18 protein-coding genes are annotated in these 19,563 nt (G+C 65.6%); 5 read left to right on the top strand and 13 right to left on the bottom strand.

The window, feature by feature from the left end:
• The first annotated feature begins 4 nt into the window (after nt 1–4).
• On the top strand, nt 5–1,186 hold the full coding sequence (locus EAF64_RS16590) for an RNA-guided endonuclease InsQ/TnpB family protein (RefSeq protein WP_129070100.1): 1,182 nt from the start codon (nt 5–7) through the stop codon (nt 1,184–1,186).
• Here the strand turns inward: EAF64_RS16590 and EAF64_RS16585 are convergent, their stop codons facing one another.
• The 5 genes from EAF64_RS16585 to EAF64_RS16565 all read right to left on the bottom strand — a co-directional run bounded on the left by EAF64_RS16585 (nt 1,187) and on the right by EAF64_RS16565 (nt 4,052).
• Complete coding sequence (locus EAF64_RS16585) at nt 1,187–1,549, bottom strand: DUF5811 family protein (protein WP_129070099.1); 363 nt, start codon at nt 1,547–1,549, stop codon at nt 1,187–1,189.
• A gap of 40 nt (nt 1,550–1,589) precedes the next feature.
• A complete protein-coding gene (locus EAF64_RS16580; protein WP_129070098.1) occupies nt 1,590–2,066 on the bottom strand; it encodes a pyruvoyl-dependent arginine decarboxylase in 477 nt (158 codons plus the stop codon).
• 370 nt (nt 2,067–2,436) lie between these two features.
• Nucleotides 2,437–2,628 carry a hypothetical protein gene (locus EAF64_RS16575; RefSeq protein WP_129070097.1) on the bottom strand — a complete coding sequence of 64 codons (192 nt, stop codon included), beginning with the start codon at nt 2,626–2,628 and terminating at the stop codon, nt 2,437–2,439.
• A 2-nt stretch (nt 2,629–2,630) separates the two neighbouring features.
• Complete coding sequence (locus EAF64_RS16570) at nt 2,631–3,239, bottom strand: XylR N-terminal domain-containing protein (protein WP_129070096.1); 609 nt, start codon at nt 3,237–3,239, stop codon at nt 2,631–2,633.
• Between the two features lie 384 nt (nt 3,240–3,623).
• Nucleotides 3,624–4,052, bottom strand: coding sequence for a universal stress protein (locus EAF64_RS16565; RefSeq protein WP_129070095.1), 429 nt, complete (start codon nt 4,050–4,052; stop codon nt 3,624–3,626).
• Between the two features lie 99 nt (nt 4,053–4,151).
• On the opposite strand from EAF64_RS16565, the gene EAF64_RS16560 reads away from it, so the two are divergent.
• Nucleotides 4,152–4,703, top strand: a complete 552-nt coding sequence (locus tag EAF64_RS16560) for a VIT1/CCC1 transporter family protein (RefSeq protein ID WP_129070094.1) — start codon at nt 4,152–4,154, stop codon at nt 4,701–4,703.
• Between the two features lie 468 nt (nt 4,704–5,171).
• On the opposite strand, the gene EAF64_RS16555 is transcribed toward EAF64_RS16560, so the two are convergent.
• From EAF64_RS16555 to EAF64_RS16525, 7 genes are all read right to left on the bottom strand, one after another.
• Nucleotides 5,172–7,106 carry a heme-binding protein gene (locus EAF64_RS16555; RefSeq protein ID WP_129070093.1) on the bottom strand — a complete coding sequence of 645 codons (1,935 nt, stop codon included), beginning with the start codon at nt 7,104–7,106 and terminating at the stop codon, nt 5,172–5,174.
• A gap of 80 nt (nt 7,107–7,186) precedes the next feature.
• Entirely contained in the window at nt 7,187–9,013 is a 1,827-nt protein-coding gene (locus EAF64_RS16550) for a site-2 protease family protein (RefSeq protein ID WP_129070092.1), read from the bottom strand.
• 94 nt (nt 9,014–9,107) lie between these two features.
• Nucleotides 9,108–10,751: a lysine--tRNA ligase gene (gene lysS, locus EAF64_RS16545; protein WP_129070201.1), complete on the bottom strand. Its 1,644-nt coding sequence runs from the start codon at nt 10,749–10,751 to the stop codon at nt 9,108–9,110.
• Between the two features lie 44 nt (nt 10,752–10,795).
• Nucleotides 10,796–11,488 carry a UMP kinase gene (gene pyrH / locus EAF64_RS16540; RefSeq protein WP_129070091.1) on the bottom strand — a complete coding sequence of 231 codons (693 nt, stop codon included), beginning with the start codon at nt 11,486–11,488 and terminating at the stop codon, nt 10,796–10,798.
• Between the two features lie 26 nt (nt 11,489–11,514).
• Nucleotides 11,515–12,591, bottom strand: coding sequence for an ATP-binding protein (locus EAF64_RS16535; protein ID WP_129070090.1), 1,077 nt, complete (start codon nt 12,589–12,591; stop codon nt 11,515–11,517).
• Nucleotides 12,588–14,135 carry a methyl-accepting chemotaxis protein gene (locus tag EAF64_RS16530; protein WP_129070089.1) on the bottom strand — a complete coding sequence of 516 codons (1,548 nt, stop codon included), beginning with the start codon at nt 14,133–14,135 and terminating at the stop codon, nt 12,588–12,590. The genes EAF64_RS16535 and EAF64_RS16530 overlap by 4 nt, the downstream gene beginning before the upstream one ends.
• A 310-nt stretch (nt 14,136–14,445) precedes the next feature.
• Nucleotides 14,446–15,729: an FIST signal transduction protein gene (locus EAF64_RS16525; RefSeq protein ID WP_129070088.1), complete on the bottom strand. Its 1,284-nt coding sequence runs from the start codon at nt 15,727–15,729 to the stop codon at nt 14,446–14,448.
• A gap of 270 nt (nt 15,730–15,999) precedes the next feature.
• Between EAF64_RS16525 and EAF64_RS16520 the strand changes: the two genes are divergently transcribed.
• The 3 genes from EAF64_RS16520 to EAF64_RS16510 all read left to right on the top strand — a co-directional run bounded on the left by EAF64_RS16520 (nt 16,000) and on the right by EAF64_RS16510 (nt 18,615).
• Complete coding sequence (locus EAF64_RS16520; RefSeq protein ID WP_129070087.1) at nt 16,000–16,830, top strand: molybdopterin synthase; 831 nt, start codon at nt 16,000–16,002, stop codon at nt 16,828–16,830.
• 312 nt (nt 16,831–17,142) lie between these two features.
• The gene (locus EAF64_RS16515) at nt 17,143–17,400 is read left to right on the top strand and encodes a DUF7123 family protein (RefSeq protein ID WP_129070086.1); all 258 of its coding nucleotides are present in this window, start codon (nt 17,143–17,145) and stop codon (nt 17,398–17,400) included.
• A gap of 108 nt (nt 17,401–17,508) precedes the next feature.
• Nucleotides 17,509–18,615 (top strand): site-2 protease family protein, encoded by a 1,107-nt coding sequence (locus EAF64_RS16510; RefSeq protein WP_129070085.1) that lies wholly within the window; start codon nt 17,509–17,511, stop codon nt 18,613–18,615.
• Nucleotides 18,616–18,621: 6 nt separating this feature from the next.
• Here the strand turns inward: EAF64_RS16510 and thiL are convergent, their stop codons facing one another.
• Nucleotides 18,622–19,500 carry a thiamine-phosphate kinase gene (gene thiL / locus EAF64_RS16505; protein WP_129070084.1) on the bottom strand — a complete coding sequence of 293 codons (879 nt, stop codon included), beginning with the start codon at nt 19,498–19,500 and terminating at the stop codon, nt 18,622–18,624.
• Nucleotides 19,501–19,563 lie beyond the last annotated feature (63 nt).

Below are 19,563 nucleotides of genomic sequence, written 5' to 3'. Positions count from 1 at the left end.
TACGATGCATCGCGAGGTCACCACCACGGTTCGGGTCAAACTCCACTCGCTCACCGGGCGGAAGGCTCGCCTCGTCGAGCGTGAGTACGGTGCGTTCCAAGACGCCGTGCACGGTGACGACGCGAACCCCTACTCCGCGACCATGCAACAGGCGGGGAAAGTCCGGTCGAACAAGAATCCCCGAGAGGATACCGAGCAACCCGTCGTTCTCCGCAACGATTGCATCACCATCGAACACGACGAGGCGACGGTTCTCTCGTCGTGGTGGTTCAAACTCCCTGTCTACAATCCCGAGAAAGAGAAGGGAGACAGCATCTGGGTGCCCGTCCACGTTCCCGAGAAGGACACACATCTCCTCGAAGACGAGTATATCTGTGACTCGGAACTTATCTCTCGGGACGGCGAGTGGTACGTTCATCTCGTCTGCAAGCGGTCTGTGGCCGTCGCAGACGAGTACGACGACGTGCTGGCCGTCGATATGGGCGCGAAATGGATCGCCGTCAGCACGTTCCTCTCCGACCGCGACACCACGTTCCACGGCGCGGAAGTTCGGCGTGTCCGTGAACACTACAAGCAACTCCGCAAGTCCATCGGGAAAGCGAAGGTGCGGTCGGGAGCGCAGGTTATCGAGCGTCTCGGTGATAAAGAGTCGCGGACAGTCGAACACAAGTTGCATCAGGTGGCGAACGACCTCATCGCCCGGGCACGGGAGCGCAACGCCGTCATCGTGTTCGGTGATATGACGGGGTTGCGCTTCGACACCGGCGAGGGCAGGTACGTGAACGACAAGACCCACAAGATGCCGTATGCGAAGCTGGCGAACTTCTTGACGTACAAAGCCCACCTCGATGGGCGCGAGTGCACTCCAGTGGCGGAATACGATTCGTCTGTGACGTGTTGGCGCTGTGGGTCCCAGAACACGAGGCGTGACGTGCAGGGACGACTGGAGTGTCACGACTGTGGACTGGACGACAACGCGGACAAGAATGGTGCGCTGAACATCGGACAACGAGCCGTCGGTAAGGACATTCGGAGCCCGCTATCGACGGCGGGGGCTGTTGTGGCTCAGCCCGAAACGCAGGTCGTACTCACTGGAACCAACGGCGAGATGGAACCTGCGAACTCCCCAGACAACGTGGGCCTCACCCTCAGTGAGGGAAGCCCGCGACTTCAGTCGTGGGAGTAGTCACTGCGCCGTCGGGGAGTGGTCGGTCCCCATCGCCTGTTTCATCTGGAGTGCCGCACTGGCCGCGAGTCCCTGGGCCAGATCCGTCTGTTCGTCCTCGGCGATGCGGAGGTCGGCGTCGTCCTCGGGCGTGTACCCCGCGCTGACGGCGGAGCCGACGGGCGGCTGGACGGCGACGGTCGCGCGCGGACCGTTGGCACCCTGGGCGAGTTCGAGACCGACGGCGAACTCGTCGGGGAGGAGGTCGCGGGTCTGGGCGGCGACGTTGGCGAGATCGCGGCGCAGATGGCGACGCTGCTCGGCCGTGAGCCGTGGGACGGCACCATCGTCGTCTGCACCCGCGAACGGAGTGTTCCCGTACATTGATCCCCTGATAGGTGCGACCCACGTAAAAATCCGCCGGCTACCGCAGGAGTGACCGGCTCTCACCGTAGGCCGCGATCACCAGCGCCGTCGTGTACTCGTCGGGATCTGGGTCGGCCTCGACGACGATCGAATCTTCTTCGACGAACGCCCAGTCCCGGAGTTCTTTGCCCGCCGCCAGTCCGTCCCCGATGCGCTCGTGGACGACCGCATCACTCTCGCCGTCGGCCTCGTAGAAGATGCCACGCCCGGACTCGCTGCGCGCCCAGCCGATACCCGCCGCGCCCGCTTCGTCCGGCGGCGCAGTGTGGCGTCCCTGGACGACCGTCAGCCCGTCGCCGACCGCACCCAGATCCGGAGCCTCGCCGACGGCCTCCAGTCGTGCTTCGGCCGGAATAACGGAGGAGACCGTGACGAGGTTGAAGTTGTGGACGTTGGCCTCGGCCAGGGCCGCGTCGTAGGAGGCCGTGGGCGTCGGCCCCGTCGCAGTGGCCCAGACGAGCCGAATCACGCTCATACCAGCATCAAGACGGATGGGACTGGTGAGTGTTTCGAACCCACCTTTTTCATCGTCGGGTGGCGCGTCAGCGGCGCGCAACCTCACCTCGAAAAACGTGGGCGAGAGAGGCTGAAGCCTCACTCCGTTCGGCTTCAGTGAAGCGCTCGCTTCGCTCGCGGATGCCTGCGCTCAGTACAGAGGACTGATGTACCGTTCCGATCAGCGACCAATCTGATCTCTGACAAGGGCCGCGTGCTGGATGGATCGCGCGAATGCGGCAGTTCGGGTGAGAGGGTTGGAGATTCACTCCTGATGAGAATCCACACTCATCAGGTACTGTCATCACGTCGATTGCCCACACCAACTGGAAATTACGAGTGATTGTAATCTACAGTTGCGGTGGTTCCTCGCCTAGAATGTCCTCAAGCGCGTCTCGGAACAACTCGATGTTTTCTTCTGAATCCGGTGCTGTCGATGCCTTTGTTCCCGGGAGATTCGTCTCTTTGGCCAGTTCGATCTTGCCGTTGAGACCCTCTTCTTCCTCGACCAGGCTGTAGTATTGCATGAGTTTTTCTCCCATGTTTACACCTCCTCGTAGAAATCTTCAAGCGCGTCGATATATGGATCAGCCTCTTCACCCCACTCATCGAGCGGTTTGATGACCCACTCGCAAACGTCGTCACCCATGCCAACACATCGTGACTCCATCTCTAGAACTGGAATCCCCATGAACCCACTACACCACGCTGAGCCATACCCCATGAGACTCCAGCAGACCGGGTGGTCGCTTTCGCCGTTGTGTATGAGATGCTGTTGTGCCTCATACGAGTTGTGCCAGGTGCCGTTGAAGTAGAATTCGCCGGCCTCGCGATCGTACTCCATCTCGGTCGGCTCAACTGCGACAATTCCCTCCTGAGTGTGGAGTGCTGGACCGACCTCCAATAAGTCACCCGGGGTCTCCCAGTCGTAGCTGGCCTGCATCTGCAAGAAGTCGGCGTAGCCGGACTGAAAGCCAAATCGAAGGAGTTGCTCTCGGGCTGTCTCTGTGCCCATCGAGTCGATGAGCTGCTGCCGGAGGAGCCCAATGGCACCAGCGTTGAACGTCACCATCCGATTGTTCTTGAATACGTTCACACCCTGCTGTGCCCCATATGTCAGGTCGCCCTCCAAGTCGAAGTCTGATGCTTGCATCCACACGAATATAGCCAGTAACAGTACAAATTTGCACGGCCACAGTATCAGATGTGGTAATACAGGCGATTTTATCTTTGCCTGGGAGTGAAAGTCGATTCTTCGTGGCGTACTCACTCAGTAAGAGGAATCAGTGGGGATCGAACTCCTGACTCTCTACCATGGTTCGTGACAAAACAGTTGCAATGAGACGACGAAAGATACGGACCCATCCTGATGAGTTCAACCTCTGAGTATTGGACACGGTGAATTGTTGTATACGAAGGTTGTCAGAACACATGGCGGTGAATACAGTGCGCGAATGCAGCAGGGAGTGGCTAGATCGTTTTAATCAACAATGTGAGAATTTCGTGGAACTGTCACTTATCACTGTCACCATGATTCTTACCGCACGATAGTTACTGGGATCGGTGCCTGTCGCAGTACACGTTCTGCGACACTTCCGAGGACGACTCGTGACACTCCCTCGCGTCCATGGCTTCCCATGATGATGTGGTCGATTCCGTATTCGTCCGCGTACGCTAAGATGGTACGGGCAGGTCGACCGATTTCGGTCGCTGTCGTGATTTCACAGCCATGTTCGCCAGCGTACTCCGTTGCCTCAGCACAGATCTCGTCGGCCCAGTCGGTTATCCGGTCATGCCAGGTGTTTGCTGCGGGTAGTCCCTTCATCTCCACTTCGTACACGGCAAGCACCGGGTCAATCACGTAGAGGACGGTAATCTGGTCGTCAGGGTGCTTCGTGAGGGCTCGCTCCAGTGCACGCTGAGACAGGGGAGATCCATCGAATGGAACGAGGACGCGTTCCCTCATGGTTAGCCATGGGGTTGAGAGCGGGAAGTTGTTCTTTCCACTTCCGACGCGAGTGACCACGAATAATTAGTCGAGAACTGGCGTACGTACTGAGGGAGAATGATTGAACGACTCCTCGGCGACGATGTTGAATCATCCGGACGATATCTCGCCGAAGTCATCTACGGCGCAAACGACGGAATCGTCACGACGTTTGCCGTCGTCTCGGGCGTCGCCGGGGCCGCACTGAACCCCTCGATCGTGCTCATCCTGGGGGCGGCGAATCTCTTCGCCGACGGGTTCTCGATGGGGATGAGCAACTATCTCAGTCGGCGGTCAGAACTCGATTACCAGCGCTCCGTTCGTAGTGATAATCCAGACCCCCCAGAAGAGCCGACCGATGGGAAGTCACCAGGCAGAACGGCGTTCGTCACGTTTCTCGCCTTCGTCATTGCCGGGTGGGCTCCCCTGATTCCATACATCCTCGAATTCAGCCCCAGTTTTCAGTTATCGATCGCTTTCACTGGGCTCGCTTTTTTCGCTGTCGGCGCGAGCCGTAGTCTGGTAACGCGACGACAGTGGTACGTGAACGGTGCCGAGATGTTCGTCGTCGGCATGGTTGCCGCCCTCGTCGCCTACACCGTCGGGAATCTCCTTGGCGGTATCGCCTGAGAAGTGTCTCGGTGTGAGATTGTCATTTCCCTGTTGATGCGAAACCCTGTTTTACAGAGATTCGAGGAGAGAGCCCACGGCTTCAGTCGTGTGGAGGCTGTTGAAATGACACTGGGCAGCTGTAGTCACTGCGGGTTATTGCACAACAAAGTGAATGCAGCGTACTGAATGCACCCTCTGTATTCAGCAGCGCTCCGTGAACATTAACACGAACCGGCAGAACCGACAGCAGGAGGTTGGCAGGCACTGTGCATCGGCTATTGCACATACTTCTTGCCGAAACTAGCATCCGCGCGCCGGAGGCGCGCGGTTCACCGAAAGACACTCTGTGTCTTTCGAGCCCTCGTTCGTTCCCTGCGGTCACTCACGAGGACACCGGACGCGAGCGCAGCGAGCGTCCGGGACGTTTTTGGCACACGTTTTTACGATGGGGGGTTCGATCCGCGAACCCCCCGAGGTAAGAAGGTGCTAGGCGAGGAACACGTGCCGCGGCCGATCAGCCAGCACTTCCTGTCCCCACGAGACGGTCTCGGAGAACTCCTCGGAGCGGAAGAATTCCATGGCGTCGTCCTGGGCCCGCCACTGGCTGGCGATGAACATGTCGTTTGCGTCCTCGCGGTTGACCAGCAGGGCCGTCTCGCGGTGGCCCTCCATGTCGGCCAGCAGGTCACCCACGGCATCGAAGCGCTCGGTGAACTCATCGCGGTAGTCGGGCTTGACGGTGTAGAACATGCCCATCGTCCCGAAGCCCTCGCCCTCGCCGGCGCGGCCGACGACTTCGGGCAGGTCCGAGAGGAAGCCGGCGGCCTTCTCGGCGGCCGTCTCGGTCTCCCAGAGGGAGACGACGGCCGACCGGTCGCTGTCCTCGGCCCGGGTGTCGTAGACGGCGGTCTTCACGTGGCTGTCGTAGTGGTCGAAACTGTCCCGGAGGCCGTCGACTTCCTCGAAGAGGGTGTCGGCGTCGGCCTCGGAGTAGAGGACCAAGGCGAACACGTCCTCGCCGCGGGGCTGGCCGGCGTAGATGTCTTCCTCGACCAGTTCGCCGCGGATCTCGTCGTCGGTGCCGGCGGCCTCGGGTTCGTCGGCGTCCTGCTCACCGAGCGGGCCGCGATAGCCCTCGACGATCCCGTCCAGATCGTTCAGGAAGCCCGCGGCGGTGTCGGCCGCGCTCTCGGTCCGCCAGACGCTGGCGATGGCCGCCCGACCCTCGTTGGCGCGAACGGTCGTGAGGACGTGGGTGTCGTAGTGCTCGAAGTTGCCCCGGAGGCCGTCCACGTCGTCGGCCAGGTCGCTCGCGTCGGCTTCGGAGTAGAAGACCAGTCCGTAGGTTCCCTCGTCGTAGTCCTGCCCGGGGAACAGTCCGAGGTTGGCGAGTTTGCCTTCGAGTTCGTCGTCCTCGTCGAGGTCGGCGTCGCCCGGCGTGGGGCGGCCACCAGAAGACCCCGAGTCGCCGTCTTCGCTGTCGGCGCTCTCCTCGGCTGGCGGGTGATCGTCGGCGTCGGTCTGTCCGTGGGCGTGGTCGTCGCCGCCGTGCTGAGCGTCGGCGTCACCGTGACTCTCACCGTGGTGGCTCGCGGCGCTCTCGGCGTCGCCGTCGGTCGGGACGGGCTCGCCGGCGAGGTAGGCGTCCAGCTCGACGGGCTCGAATCGTTTGCCGAAGTAGAAGGGGCCAAAGTCGGCGAACTTCGAGCTGGAGGGGTCGAAGCGCATCTCGTTGAGCAGGTCCTTGATGTCGGTGGGGTCGTCGGCCCAGAGCGTGATGCCCCACTCGTAGTCGTCGAAACCGACGCTGGATGCGATCATCTGGTTCACCTTGCCGCCGTAGCCCCGGCCGATGTCGCCGTGGCGGGCCATGTGTTCGGCCCGCTCGTCGAAGGGCAGGTCGTACCAGTTCTGCTCGGGCTGGCGACGCTTGCTCATCGGGTAGAAACAGACGTGCTCGGCGTCGGGAATCTCGGGGTGGAGCCGCTGCTGGATGTACTGAGCCAGCCCGGAGTCGTCGTCGACCTCGCCCTCGAAGTAGTCGCGGGCGCGCTCGGTGTAGCCCGAGGCCTCGGTAACGGAGAGGTACGAGGTCGGCTGCTCGGTGAACGCGGCGAGTTCCGTCCGCTCGAACCGGCGCTCGGCGGCTTCGACGTGGCCGACCGTCTGTCGCAGATGGACGATCATCAGGTCGGCCTTGTGGCCGACGACGGTGAACACGGCGGTGTGGCCGCCGCCGAACTCACCGGGGTCGTCCACGTCCTCTAGCGCGGCGTGGGACTGGAGGTACTCGGTGCCCTCCTCGAGTGCCCGCTGACGACGGCGTTCTGGGGCCTCGCGCCAGGCGTCCCAGTCGATGGTTCGGAAGTCGTGCAGTGCGTACCATCCCTCCTCCGTCGGCGGCGGGTCGCGCTGAGTCATACACGTCCGTTAGGACGGCTTCGTAAGGAGGTTTCCGTTCTCGGACGGACACGGCCGCGACGCCGGAGTCGACGGCCCCGTCAGCCCGTGAACAGCTGTGGCCCGAAGATCATCAGGAACAGGCCCGCCAGCATCAGGAGGCTGATCGAGACGGTGACCGTCGTGGTCAGCCGCCGGCCGCCGTCGACGGGGAGCCGTGAGATGATCGCCTCCGAACTGGTCCGGAGGATGTGCCCGCCGTCCAGCGGGAATGTCGGGACGAGGTTGAACATCCCCAGCTGGAGGTTGACCCAGGCAGTCCAGAACAACAGGTTGGCTGCGATCAAGACGCCGCTGCCCAGGCCACCCAGCAGGCCGGTCGCCGTGTAGAAGTTGGCGATCTCGGGGACGAACCCGGCGAAGTTGTAGGGGATCTGGGACTGGAGGACGCCGATGAATGGCATGATCAACACCATGAACACGCGGCCGAGCCACGAGCCGTCGGTCAGGCCGCCGAAGGCCTCCGAGTCACCCTGCAGGAGCCCCAGGAAGTCCTCGGCGGGGTAGGTCTTGATCCCGAAGTCGTTGACGACCAGGCCGCTGACGCCGCGGGCGGGTGCGACGCCGACGAACCCGCCCGGTCCGTTCGGGTGCGGGTCGAGCGTGACGTTGTACACGTCCCGCTCGAAGTCGCCGTCCCGGAGGACGTACGTCTCGACCGGGACCGTCTCGCCGGGTTGCTCGTCACGCAGGGCCTCGCTCAGCGAGCCGGGGTCGATCACCCGCTCGCCGGCGATTTCGGTGACGATCACGTACCGGTCGGTCGGTGCCGTGGTGTTCCCGAGCGGCCCGTCCTCGAAGACCTGAATGACGAACGCGCCGGTCGGGAACGTCGCGGTGCCGTTCTCGGTCTCGACCGTCGCGACGGTGTGGTTCGCGACAGCCTGTTCGAACTCACGTTCGGTGCTAACCGCCGTCCCGTTGACCGCGACCACGTCGGTCGGAGTCCGCTCGCTCCAGTTGATCCCGCTCTCGTTCCCCCGTCCGTCGATGACCTGCGGGACCGCGGCCGTGATCGTCGGCTCCCTGGTCACCTGGATCGTCCGGTCACCGCCGTTGAGGTCGACCGCCACCTGTTGGCCGGTGGTGTTCCGGAGGACGGTCTCCAGTTCGCCGGGCTCGGCGATCGCGGTCCCGTTGACGGCCGTGATGAGGTCGCCACGTTCGATGCCCGCCGCTTCGGCGGTCGAGCCGGGCAGTGACTGGCCGACCGGCGCGCCGTCGGCGACGGCGATGGAGCCGACGATAGGGCCAAAGAGGAGGGCGAACGCGATCACGGTGATCGCGAAGTTGTTCATCACACCCGCGGAGAACATCCGGGTCTGGGAGCCCCGATCGGCCTCGTTCCGGCTCTCCTCGTCGGGTTCGACGAACGCCCCGACGGGGATGAAGGCGAAGAAGGCAAGCCCCATCGAGTCGATGTCGATGTTCTCGACCCGGCAGAGCAGGCCGTGGCCGCCCTCGTGGACGACGAGGCCGACCAGCAGGCCGAAGATGATACCCGGGGCGGCCGACAGCGGGAGGAACTCGTTGACGCCAGGAATCACGAGGACGTTCTGGGGGTTGCGGACTTCGGAGGGTGTCGCTTCGGGCGAGAGGATGCTTCCGGCCGCGGCCGTCAACACGACGACCAGCATCGCGCCCATGGTCACCAGAGCGATCCCGACGCCGAAGTTGCCGTAGGCGCGCCAGAACCGTCTCGGCGCGGCGAGCCAGTTCAGGAAGGCCCGCCCGCGCTTGGTGTGGACGGTCGTGATCGGCCCCGACACGCGGATGTAACTCGGGAGCCACCCCTGGGTCCGCAACGCCATCATCGCCAGGGTGTAGAGGAGGACCCCGGCGAGTACCCACAACAACAGGTCTGCCATCGCTCGAACTGAGGGGCCTGTCGGTCAAGAGGGTTTGGTTCGGCACACGCCACACGGGAACCCTGGGCGGGACGGCCAGTCGCAGGACCGCCGCTCAGGCCTCCCGGCGCAGTCGGTCGAGGACGAACGCCTCGTCCAGCGCCGCGAGGAAGGGGCCGAGGCGGGGGCCCTGGTCCGTGTCGAGAAAGAGGCGATAGCCCGCGCCGAAGAAGTCACTCACTTCGATCTCGTGGCGCTTGGCCGCCTCGTAGATCTCGCCCTGGATCTCCTCGCCGTCGTCGTGCTCGGCGACGAACTCGGCCAGGTCGTCCAGCGCGGCGGCGGTCGCCTCGTCGAAGTCCACGTCGGGCAGGGCCTCGGCCAGTCGATAGTTGTACTCGTTGTCGGTCCGCTCGGCCCAGGCACGGGCCTGCTCGACGCGGGTCAGCGCCGCGTGGACCTGTTCCGGCGTCGCGTCCTCGGGAATGTGCCCCTCCCGCCGGGCCATGGTCTCCCGCAGTTCCGGGTCGTCGGTCATCCCGAGCACCGCGGCGAAGGTGTAGGGAATCCGGATCGGCTGGTGCTGGGGCACCGAGTCGACCACCTTCGGGTAGGCCCGCTCGACGAGCTCCGCTTCGGTCTCGTCCCGGGGCTCGACCGCGCCGAAGTAGACCCGCTCGAGGCGGTCGAACTCGTCGACCAGCTGGTCCAGCGTCTCGACGCTGAAGTCCCGCTGCTTGCGGGGGTTCTTCACGAAGAAGTACCGGAACACCTCGGGTTCGAGGAGTTCCAGCACCTCCGCGACGGTGACGACGTTGCCCGACGAGGAAGAGAGCGCCGCGCCGTTCAGCGTGAACCACTCGTAGACCATCGGCACCGGCGGGTCCACGTCGAGCAGGTTCCGGGCGATCTCCTCGCCGCTGGGCCAGGAGCCCTCGGCGTGGTCCTTCCCGAACGGCTCGAAATCGACCCCGAGGATGTCCCACTGCGCGGGCCACTCGAACCGCCAGGGGAGCTTGCCCGCCCGGAGCGTTGCGGTCCCCTCGTGACCACAGCCCTGGATCGTGCGGTCGCCGGCCTCCAGGTCCGTGCACGTGTACTCGAGTTCGCCGGCGTCGAGGTCGACGTTCGTGACCTCGCCCGTCAGCTTCCCGCACTCGGCACACTGGGGTGTGAAGGGGGTGTACTCGGCGTCGACGCTGTCCTGGTAGTCGCTCAGGAGGTCGCGGGCCTCGTCGGCCCGGGAGAGGAGGTCGCGCGTGATCGACTCGAACTCGCCGTCTTCGTAGCGCTCCGTGTTCGAGACGAACTCGATAGGCACGTCCACGAGGTCGGCCGCTTCGAGGAGCAGGGTAGTGAAGTGTTCGCCGTACGAGTCACAGCACCCGAAGGGGTCGGGAATGTCGGTGTAGGGCTTGCCGAGGTTCTGACCGACCGCGGCCGAATCCACCGCATCGTCACCGAAATCGACGATGTTCCAGTCTAGATCGGCGAGCGTCCGGGGAATCTTCCGGAGCGGGTCCTTGTCGTCGGTGGTGAACACCTGTCGAACCTCCCGGCCCCGGTCGCGCAGGGCCTCGGCCACGAAGTAGCTCCGCAGGATCTCGTTGAAGTGGCCGATGTGGGGCACGCCGGAGGGAGAGACGCCGCCCTTGATGACGATGGGGTCCTCGGGTTCTGTGGCCAGGATGGCGTCGGCGACGGCGTCGGCCCAGAAGGCCCGCTGGTCACCCGTCCCGACGGCGTACGGGTCGTAGATGTCCTCGTCGTCCAGGTCCACGTCGATCTCCGGAACGTCGCCGGTCACGTCCCATCACCCGGGACGACCTCGGTCCCGTCGTGGTCCTCCTCGCGGATCGCGCGCTCGACGGCCGCGGGGTCGGTGCCGTCGAGCACGATGGCCCGGAGACGCGCCCGCTGGATGACCTTCGCGGCCAGCAGGTCGACGGGGGCGTTGCTCCCGGCGGCCATCTCGATGTCGGCGATCACGTCCACCAGTTCGTCGGCCGAGAGTTCGGTGTACTTCGTCGCGTCGTCGTGTTCGTTCGGGTCGGCGCTGAAGACGCCGGGGACGCTCGTGGCGTACACCAGCAGATCCGCGTTGACGTACTCCGCGAGGGCGGCACTGACGGCGTCGGTGGTCTGGGCGGCCGCGACCCCGCCCATCACCGGCACGTCGCCCCGGTGGAAGGCGGCACCGGCGTCCTCGTACGTTTCGGGCGGTGTGGGCGCAGCCGCGTCACCGAGGGCGGCGACGAGCAGACGGGCGTTCAGGCGCGTGACGCCGATGCCGAGCTGGTCGAGTTGCATCTCGTTGGCCCCGAGTTCCCTGGCCGAGGCGATGTAGTCACGGGCGACCGTGCCACCGCCGGCGACGACGCCGACGCGGTGGCCCGCCGCCAGCAGCGACTCGACGACGTCCGCGTAGGCGCGCACCCGCTCGGGATCGAGATCCGGTGCGAGGACGCTCCCGCCGATAGAGACGACGACTTTCATTACGTCACGGTTGCCCTGTTGCCGGCTTAAGGGTTGTCAAGCGGGGAGACGGAGGTAGGGTCCGTGTCCGCCGGCGGCGGCTGGTCGTCGGTCCGGGTCGGCCGGAGCAGCAGTCTGACGACCGTCAGCCCGTCGTGTCGCTCGTACTCGAGGTGGCCGCCACAGATCTCGGTCACCCAGCGGACGAGCCACAACCCGATCCCGCGGCCGTGCCGGAGTTTGGTGATCGCGCTGTCCTCGAACACGGGGGCTCGCACGTTCTCCGGGATTCCCGGACCGTCGTCGATTACCTCGACGGCGACCCGCTCACCGGACGGCCGGACGGAGACGTCGACGGTGTCGCCGCCGTGCTTGGCGGCGTTGTCGAGCAGGGCTTCGAGCGCGGCCCGGAGCCGCGGCACGGCCACCACGGACTGCGTGTCCGGCGTGGACACCTGCACTGTCGTGTCCGGATAGGTGTGGGCCAGCGGACCGGCGACCCTGCGACAGAGCTCCGCCACGTCCGTCGGCTCGGGGTCGTGTTCGTCGAGCAGGAGTCGTTCGACGGTCCGAGCCTCCTCGCCGACGCTGGCGAGACGCTCGGCCCGGTCGACGACGGTCGTCGCGAGGGCGGCGATCTCGTCGTCCGTCGTCCGGTCGGCCACCTGGGTCGCGGTCCCCATGATGACCTGCAGATCGGTCCGGAGGTCGTGTCTGAGCAACCGGTGGATCACCTGGATGTGGCGTTCGTACCGGCGCTGATCGCTCAGGTCGGTGTAGATGGCGAAGGCGTACTGGCCGCCGTCTCGCTCGTAGGGGATGCCACGGTAGAGGAACTCACAGGGTCCCCGGGCCGTCACCCTGGTCACCAGTTCGGTGTTGGGTTTGTTCGCTGCCGTCCGCCGGTCGAACCGGGTCGCTTCTTCGACGCGGCCTTCGGGGACGATGAAATCGTTGAGCGACTCGCCGCGTAGCCGGTCGCGGTCGTAGCCGAACACGGTCTCGAACGCGGGGTTGACCGTTCGCACGATGGGCTCGCCGTCGACGAGTTCGATCTCGACGACCGGATCGCCGATGAGTGTGAACAGGTGGCCGAATCGATCTTCCGGTGTGGTAGCGGTCATGATTTGACGGTGTCGAGACCGGGGAGTGGGACGGTAGCGCCGTCCCCGCCGGTCGGCGAGGTACGGACCTGGAGGCGACGCTCGCCGGCCGAACGGGACAGCTCGAACACCTGATCGGCCGCGCCGGCGTAGAAGGCGCCGAAGGTGTCGTCGACGGTCCCGTCGTCGACGACGTTCAGGACCGTGTCCCGGGCGTCGAAGACGCCGGCGTCGTTCTCGTAGCGAGCCTCGCGTGCCCGCTGTTCGCTCAGCGTCCGGATCTCCGCCGCGACGTTACCCACGACGAGCAGGGGCTCGCCACGGCGCTGGACGGTCCGTTCGTTGACCGTCGACAGCGACGACGACGAGAGATCGAACACGTTCCGGCGCGACCGCCAGTCGTCGAACGCGTCGAGGACGAAGAGCCGGTCGGTTTCGAGTGCGGTCCGTGGCCGACGGTCGAGCGATTCGGCCAGCGTCGCCTCGTCGAGGCCCGGCGGCGGCGTGAGCGAGACGGCGAGTCCGGCGTCGAGTGCCGCCGAACACAGCCTCGCGACCAGGTCGCCGACCGTGCCCCCGTCGTACCGGAGGACGATGCGGCCACCACGGAGGAGGCCGTCGACCCGCTCGTCGAGGTCGCGGATCCCGGTCGGCACCGTTTCCACGGTGTCGGGCGCGAGCGGCGGGACGGCGTCGGCGATGGCCTCGGAGATCTCGCCCAGCATCGCGGTCTGCTCGGTGCGGGCTTCGCGGATGTCGGCGAGTTCCTCGTCGATCGCGTCGGTCCGTTCCGCCGCCCGCTCACACCGGTCGGCGACGCTCTCGCTGACCTCGGCCTGCTCGTCGGTCGTCGCCGACATGGCGGCCACGTCCTCCGACGTGGTCTCGACGGTGTCGGCCACGTCGGCCAGGCTGTCGGCCGCCCGTTCGATCTGTCGTGCGCTCGCACCGATCTCGTCGACGGCCTCGTCGAGGCGAGCGACGGTGGCGTCCGTCGCCTCGCGGACCTCGGCCAGTGTCGTGGCGATGTCGTCCGAGAGTTGCTGTGACTCGGCGGCCAGCCCCTTGATCTCGTCGGCGACGACGGCGAACCCGTCGCTGTCACCGTCGGTCCGCGCCGCCTCGATCGAGGCGTTCAGCGCCAGGATGTTGGTCTGGTCCGCGACGTCGTCGATGTTTTCCAGTGCGCTCTCGATGCTGTCGATCTGCTGTTGGAGCCGCTGCATCTCCTCGGAGACGGCGGCACTCGTCTCACGGACAGAGCCCATCCGCTCCATGGCTGCGGCGGCGGCGGTGCGCCCCTCGCTCGCCACTTCGGCCGCCTGAGTCGTTCGCTCGTCGATCTCCTGAGAACTCGCGGCCATCTCCTCGATCGTCGCACTCAGGTCCGAGACGTCCGCGAGCACCGAGCGCATCTCCTCGGCCTGCGTGGTCATCCGGTCGTCGATATCGCCCAGGCCGTCGTCGACGGAGACGGACGCCGTTCGAACGACTTTCAGCGCCCCTCGCGCGTTCACGAGCGCACGACGCTCCGGATCGGCGACGCCGGTCGCCCGTCCGGTCACGCTACACCAGCCCCGGGCGAACTCCGATTTAGAATATCAAAAAGTAATTCGGTAAACGACACGTATCGTCTCCAATTCTCGATTTTCATAATACGAACGTGGGGTGTAGCCGATGAAGATTAAGTATTGGGTATATTTTCATTTAACGGCCTTAATCATCACAGACGGGCGCGGGGTGGGACCGGCCGGGCCGCGTGGGTCGCACAGTCGCGAGGGTCCGTCCGCTGTGTGGCACGAGCGGCGGGTACAGGACGGGGTCGTGGGGTTCGGCGGCCGGGGCGGTGGCCGCGCACGGGCGCAGTCGCGCGACTTACGCTGGCAGGAGCATCACGACCGACGTCGTGTTGTGATACTCGGTGAGAGCGTCGCTTTTCGTACAGACCTCGCCGTAGGTCTCGAAGCCGGCGAACGGGGCCTCGACCTCGTTTTCGACGGCGGCCAGCGCGTCGTCGAATTCGTCTTCGAGGATCGCGGCCCGGCAGAAACAGTCGTAGACGAACCCGCCCGCGATGTCGCCGTCGTCGGCCTGACCGACGGCGTTCCGTGCGGCGGTCCGGACGGACGTGATCTGGTCGTCGGGGTCGCTGTGCATGACCCGGAGTTCGGTTCCCTCGGGCATCGCGACGGCGAACGACAGGGGGCCCGCAGTCGTCGTCTCCATACCGGGCCACCGGATGTTGTACCCGCTCGTCGAGACGAACGTCCGCTCGACGAACGACTTGAGTCGACCGAGCAGTCCGCCCGGATCGTCGGCCCGGGGCTCGGATTCGATCCCGAACTCGTAGCGGGCCAGCATCATCGAGAGCTGGTCGGAGCCGTCTTCGAGCGCGTCCACGTCGATCCCGTAGTTCTCCGCCGCCGATTCGCGGATAGCCTCTTTCCAGACCTCGAAGGCCGGTTCGCCGTCGATCTCGTGAACGACGCCACCCTCGGACTCGGTCACCGTCATCGGCTCGGAGATGGGTGTGTGACCGTGGTTGACCGTCACCGGGATCGGTTTCTTCGAGGCCAGCAGTGCCAGCCCGACCGCGTCGGTCGCGAACTGTTCGCCACAGAAGACGTGTGTCTCTTCGAGCAGGAGGTCGTCCCCCGCGGCGCCGCCGACGAGTGTCACGTTGTCGTCGAACTGGTCGTTGGCGATCCTGGCGACCTGATCGCTCAGACCGGAGAGCCCGTCGTGGAGATTGATGGCCACTCTGTGTGGATACCCCTCCAGTTGCGGGTTCCCGTCCCGGGGGAGGGCGTTGACCGCCTCGAAGACACACCGGTGCGGGTCGTCCTCGAGACCCGTCGAGAGACTGGTGAAAAATCGGATCTCGTCACTGGCGACGACGCTGGCGACGACGCTGCCGGCCTGAACGCCGTTCTCCGTGAACTCTCCCGACGACGAACAGCCGAACACGGCCGTCTCGTCGTCGACGACCGAGTGAACACCGTCGAGGACGTCCTCGTAGTCGTACCGCGTCGAACAGAATACCTGGCAGAAATCGACCGTGTCGCTCTCGATCCTGTCGATCGCTTCTTCGACGGCCTGCACCGCGACCGTATATCCGTTCTTGCCGTCGTGCTGTCCCGTCCCGAGTTGCGTGCCCATAATGTCATTCAATTCTCCTTTACTATTGTATCTGTCTCTCTTTTCGAATCGAATACCAGAGAGACTGGGGAGAGGCCGGTTCTCGAGGGAGATCTGTCCGACCCTACCACCCGGCGTGCCCTCTCTCGGGGAACCCCGGGGAGGGCGGCATCCTCCCGGCACGCCGACCCTATCGGTCGGCACGGGGTCGCCGTCGGGGCTCGGTCGTCGTGGACGCCGCTCCCGGACCCGGACCGAACGCTAATGCGCCCGGAGGACCGACCAGCATCCATGCACGTACTCGGGGTCGTCGGGCCATCCGACTCGGGGAAGACGACGCTAGTCGAACGCCTCGCCGAGCGACTGATCGACCGCGGCCGTGTGGCGACGGTCAAACACCTCACGCACGCGCCCGACGTCGACACCGACGGCAAGGACACCGCACGCCATCGGGCGGCCGGGGCGGCGACGACCTACGGCCTCACCGACGACGAGGGCTGGTTCGCCACGGGCGAGGACCGCACGCTCGACGAAGCGCTCGATGCCCTCGCCCCGGACTACGACTACGCCATCGTCGAGGGGTTCAGCGACGCCACGGTCCCACAGGTCGTGCTGGGCGACCGGGACCACGCCGGCCCGGAACTGGCCGCTGCACCGACAGCCGACGACGTGGACGTCGACGCCGTCCTCGACGCGCTGGCCGGGACCGAACCCCGCGAGACACTCGAATCGCTCGTCGAACGGGTCAAACGCTCCCCGCGAGCCGACCGAGCGGGCGCGATCGCTACCTTCACCGGGCGCGTCCGTGCAAAGGACGCCCCCGACGACGACCCCACAGAGTATCTGACCTTCGAGAAGTACGAGGGCGTCGCCGACGACCGGATGGAGACCATCGCGGCCGAACTCGAGGAGCGCGAGGGCGTCCTCGACGTACTCCTCCACCACCGCACGGGCGTCATCGAGTACGGTGAGGACATCGTGTTCGTCGTCGTCCTGGCGGGCCACCGCGGTGAAGCGTTCCGCACCGTCGAGGACGGCATCGACCGCCTCAAGGACGAGGTCCCGCTGTTCAAGAAAGAGGTCACCGTCGACGACGAGTTCTGGGTCCACGAACGGGAGTAGCCACCGGCGTCACCCGCGCACGCGCCGCCGCGTCGTGTCTGCGCGCCACGATAGAACCAGCAGCATTGTCCGGCAACCGACGGCCGTGAGACGCTCGTCAGACGGGTTTCGGGACGAGGTTTCGATACACCTCTGACGACTTCTAAGCGCTTTGTAAAACGTCTCAGGCCTTCTCGAAACGTCCTGAAAGACGCGTTTTACACCGGTTCACGGACGAACAGGCGCAAAGCGTCGTTAAAACCGGCGAAGTGATGCGAAGGTTCCCGCCTTTATATGGGGTTCTGGTTGGAAGGGCGAAGTGAGGTGTCAAAGATGAGCGCAACCACACAGCCCTCCACGAAGAAGGACGACGAAACCGCGAGCAAAGAGGAACGACTGAAAGCCTTCCTCGCACGGAAGGCCGAGGACGGCGAGTTGTACTTCAAAAGCAAGTTCATCGCGGACGAAGTCGGACTGTCGCCGAAGGAGATCGGTGCGCTGATGGTGAAGCTGAAAGACTCCGCCAGCGAACTGGAGATCGAGAAGTGGTCGTACACGAGCGCGACCACCTGGCGAATCGAATCCGCCTGATCGGACACCACGCCCGCCCGACGCCCCGCCACCGGTCGTTCGACGCCCTGCGAACGGCCACTCCGCCGACACGAGGTTTTTACAGTACCGACCCGTAACTACTGGTCAATGGCGGCTGCCCGGACGCCGGGGGACGGCCCGCCCATCGAGGAGTTCGCGTCGGTGTTTCGCGTCCACGAGGTCCGAACCGACGGCGAGAGGCTCCTCTACGTCGGCCGTCCGACCGTCTCCGCCGACGCCCTGGAACGCGAGGTCCACCCCCTGTTTCGCGAGTACGGGTACGAGATCAGCCTCCGACGACACCAGCCGGCCGGCCCGACGGGACCCGGCACGTACGCGCTGGTCGCCGAACCCCAGACCGTCGGCGTCGACGGGATTCCCTGGACCAACGTCGCGCTCGCGCTGGCCACAGTGGCGACCACGCTGTTCGTCGGCTCGCTGTGGTACCAGGGGAACGCCTTCGCGAACCCCGCGTCGGTGCTCCGTGCCTGGCCGTTCACCGCCGCCGTCCTCGGCGTGATCGGCACGCACGAACTCGGTCACTACGTGATGAGTCGCTACCACCGCGTGGACGCGAGCCTCCCCTACTTCATCCCCGTCCCGATCCCACCCTTCGGCACGATGGGCGCGGTCATCCGCATGAAAGGCCGGATACCCGACCGCGAGGCGCTGTTCGACATCGGCATCGCCGGCCCGCTGGCAGGGCTGGTCGCCACCGTCGTCGTCACCGTGATCGGGCTCCACCTCCCGCCGGTCACCAACCCCTTCGGCGTCCAGTTCAACCACCCGCTCCTGTTGCAGGCCATCGCGGCCGCGACCGGCCAGCAACTCGTCTACGGCGACCCCCAGCTGATCTTCAATCCCGTCGTCTTCGGCGGCTGGCTCGGTGCCTTCCTGACGTTCCTGAACCTGCTCCCGGTGGGCCAGCTCGACGGCGGCCACGTCGTCCGCGCGATGTTCGGCGAGCGCACCGAGACCATCGGTGCCGCCGTGCCGGCCGCGCTGTTCGGCCTCGGCGCATTCCAGTTGCTCTCCCGGAGTGGCGACGTGACGCTGGTCTGGTTCCTCTGGGGGACGCTCGCGCTCGGCCTGGCTTACGCCGGGCCCACGACGCCGATCAGTGACGAGGGGATCGACCGCGAGCGGTTCGCGCTCGGCGTCGTCACGTTCCTGATCGGCCTGACCTGTTTCACGCCCGTCCCCGTCACGGCCTGATCGTCCTCACTCCTCGCCGTGTGTGTACCCGCGGTCGGGGAGGTCCACGTCGTCGAGGGTGACCGCCTCGTCGTCGGTGACGGTCCCGATCCGGCTGATCGGCACGCCACACACGTCCCGGAGCCCCGGGAGACTGTCGGGTGGAGTGGTGAACACGAGTTCGAAGTCCTCGCCGAAGAACACGCCGAGTTCGCGGCGGTCGGCGGGGCCGTCGGTCACGTCGTCGACGGCGTCGTCGATGGGCAGGGGCGTCTCGACGGCGAACCCGCAGTCGCTGGCGTCGGCGAGCTGGTGGAGCGACCGGGCCAGCCCGTCGCTTGAGTCGATCATCGCCGTCGCCGACGAGGAGATCGCCAGTCCGGGGACGACCCGCGGCGTGAACCGGAAGAGCTCGTTGGCCCACTCGTGGTCGCCCCGGTCGAACAGACGGAGGGCAGCCCCACTCCGACCGAGCGTCCCCGTCACGCAGAGGGCGTCGCCGGGCTCGGCACCCGAGCGCCGGACGGGGTCGGTCGTCCTGCCGAGGGCGGTGGTGGCGACGGTGAACTCCCCGTGGTCGTCGAGGTCGCCGCCGACGTAGTCGGCCTCGACGTAGGCACACACGTCCTGTGCGCCACGCACGAACGCGCGCAACTCCTCGGGATCGAAGGTTGGGGCGGCGTACACCGCGACGGCGGCGGTGGCTTCGGCACCCATCGCGGCCACGTCGGACAGCGACGCGCCGACGGCCCGCCAGCCGGCGGTGTACCTCGTGGTGCCGGCAGGGAAGTCCGTCCGTTCGTGGAGCATGTCCGTCGTGAGGACCTGCTCGCCGACGACGGCCGCGTCGTCGCCCGCGGCGGGGAGATCGTCGGCCAGCAGTGCCAGTGCCGCCCGCTCGTCCATACGGGGGCATCGTACCCGCTCGTTAAGAAAACAACCCCTTGGAGCGGAGTCGGTGGGTTCAAG

This window comes from Halorientalis pallida (genome assembly GCF_004118325.1).
Taxonomy (GTDB): Archaea; Halobacteriota; Halobacteria; order Halobacteriales; family Haloarculaceae; genus Halorientalis; species Halorientalis pallida.
Note: the sequence above shows the minus strand (reverse complement) of the source record. Positions and strands in the feature narration are given on the sequence as shown.

Bases quoted from the DNA above. Each gene is read 5' to 3' on its own strand.
- EAF64_RS16575 (WP_129070097.1), bottom strand. From the start codon at position 2,628: ATGGGAGAAAAACTCATGCAATACTACAGCCTGGTCGAGGAAGAAGAG.
- EAF64_RS16515 (WP_129070086.1), top strand. From the start codon at position 17,143: ATGAGCGCAACCACACAGCCCTCCACGAAGAAGGACGACGAAACCGCG.
- EAF64_RS16560 (WP_129070094.1), top strand. From the start codon at position 4,152: ATGATTGAACGACTCCTCGGCGACGATGTTGAATCATCCGGACGATAT.
- EAF64_RS16585 (WP_129070099.1), bottom strand. From the start codon at position 1,549: ATGTACGGGAACACTCCGTTCGCGGGTGCAGACGACGATGGTGCCGTC.
- EAF64_RS16510 (WP_129070085.1), top strand. From the start codon at position 17,509: ATGGCGGCTGCCCGGACGCCGGGGGACGGCCCGCCCATCGAGGAGTTC.
- EAF64_RS16570 (WP_129070096.1), bottom strand. From the start codon at position 3,239: ATGCAAGCATCAGACTTCGACTTGGAGGGCGACCTGACATATGGGGCA.
- EAF64_RS16590 (WP_129070100.1), top strand. From the start codon at position 5: ATGCATCGCGAGGTCACCACCACGGTTCGGGTCAAACTCCACTCGCTC.
- pyrH (WP_129070091.1), bottom strand. From the start codon at position 11,488: ATGAAAGTCGTCGTCTCTATCGGCGGGAGCGTCCTCGCACCGGATCTC.
- EAF64_RS16535 (WP_129070090.1), bottom strand. From the start codon at position 12,591: ATGACCGCTACCACACCGGAAGATCGATTCGGCCACCTGTTCACACTC.
- EAF64_RS16565 (WP_129070095.1), bottom strand. From the start codon at position 4,052: ATGAGGGAACGCGTCCTCGTTCCATTCGATGGATCTCCCCTGTCTCAG.
- EAF64_RS16550 (WP_129070092.1), bottom strand. From the start codon at position 9,013: ATGGCAGACCTGTTGTTGTGGGTACTCGCCGGGGTCCTCCTCTACACC.
- EAF64_RS16555 (WP_129070093.1), bottom strand. From the start codon at position 7,106: ATGACTCAGCGCGACCCGCCGCCGACGGAGGAGGGATGGTACGCACTG.
- EAF64_RS16520 (WP_129070087.1), top strand. From the start codon at position 16,000: ATGCACGTACTCGGGGTCGTCGGGCCATCCGACTCGGGGAAGACGACG.
- thiL (WP_129070084.1), bottom strand. From the start codon at position 19,500: ATGGACGAGCGGGCGGCACTGGCACTGCTGGCCGACGATCTCCCCGCC.
- EAF64_RS16525 (WP_129070088.1), bottom strand. From the start codon at position 15,729: ATGGGCACGCAACTCGGGACGGGACAGCACGACGGCAAGAACGGATAT.
- EAF64_RS16580 (WP_129070098.1), bottom strand. From the start codon at position 2,066: ATGAGCGTGATTCGGCTCGTCTGGGCCACTGCGACGGGGCCGACGCCC.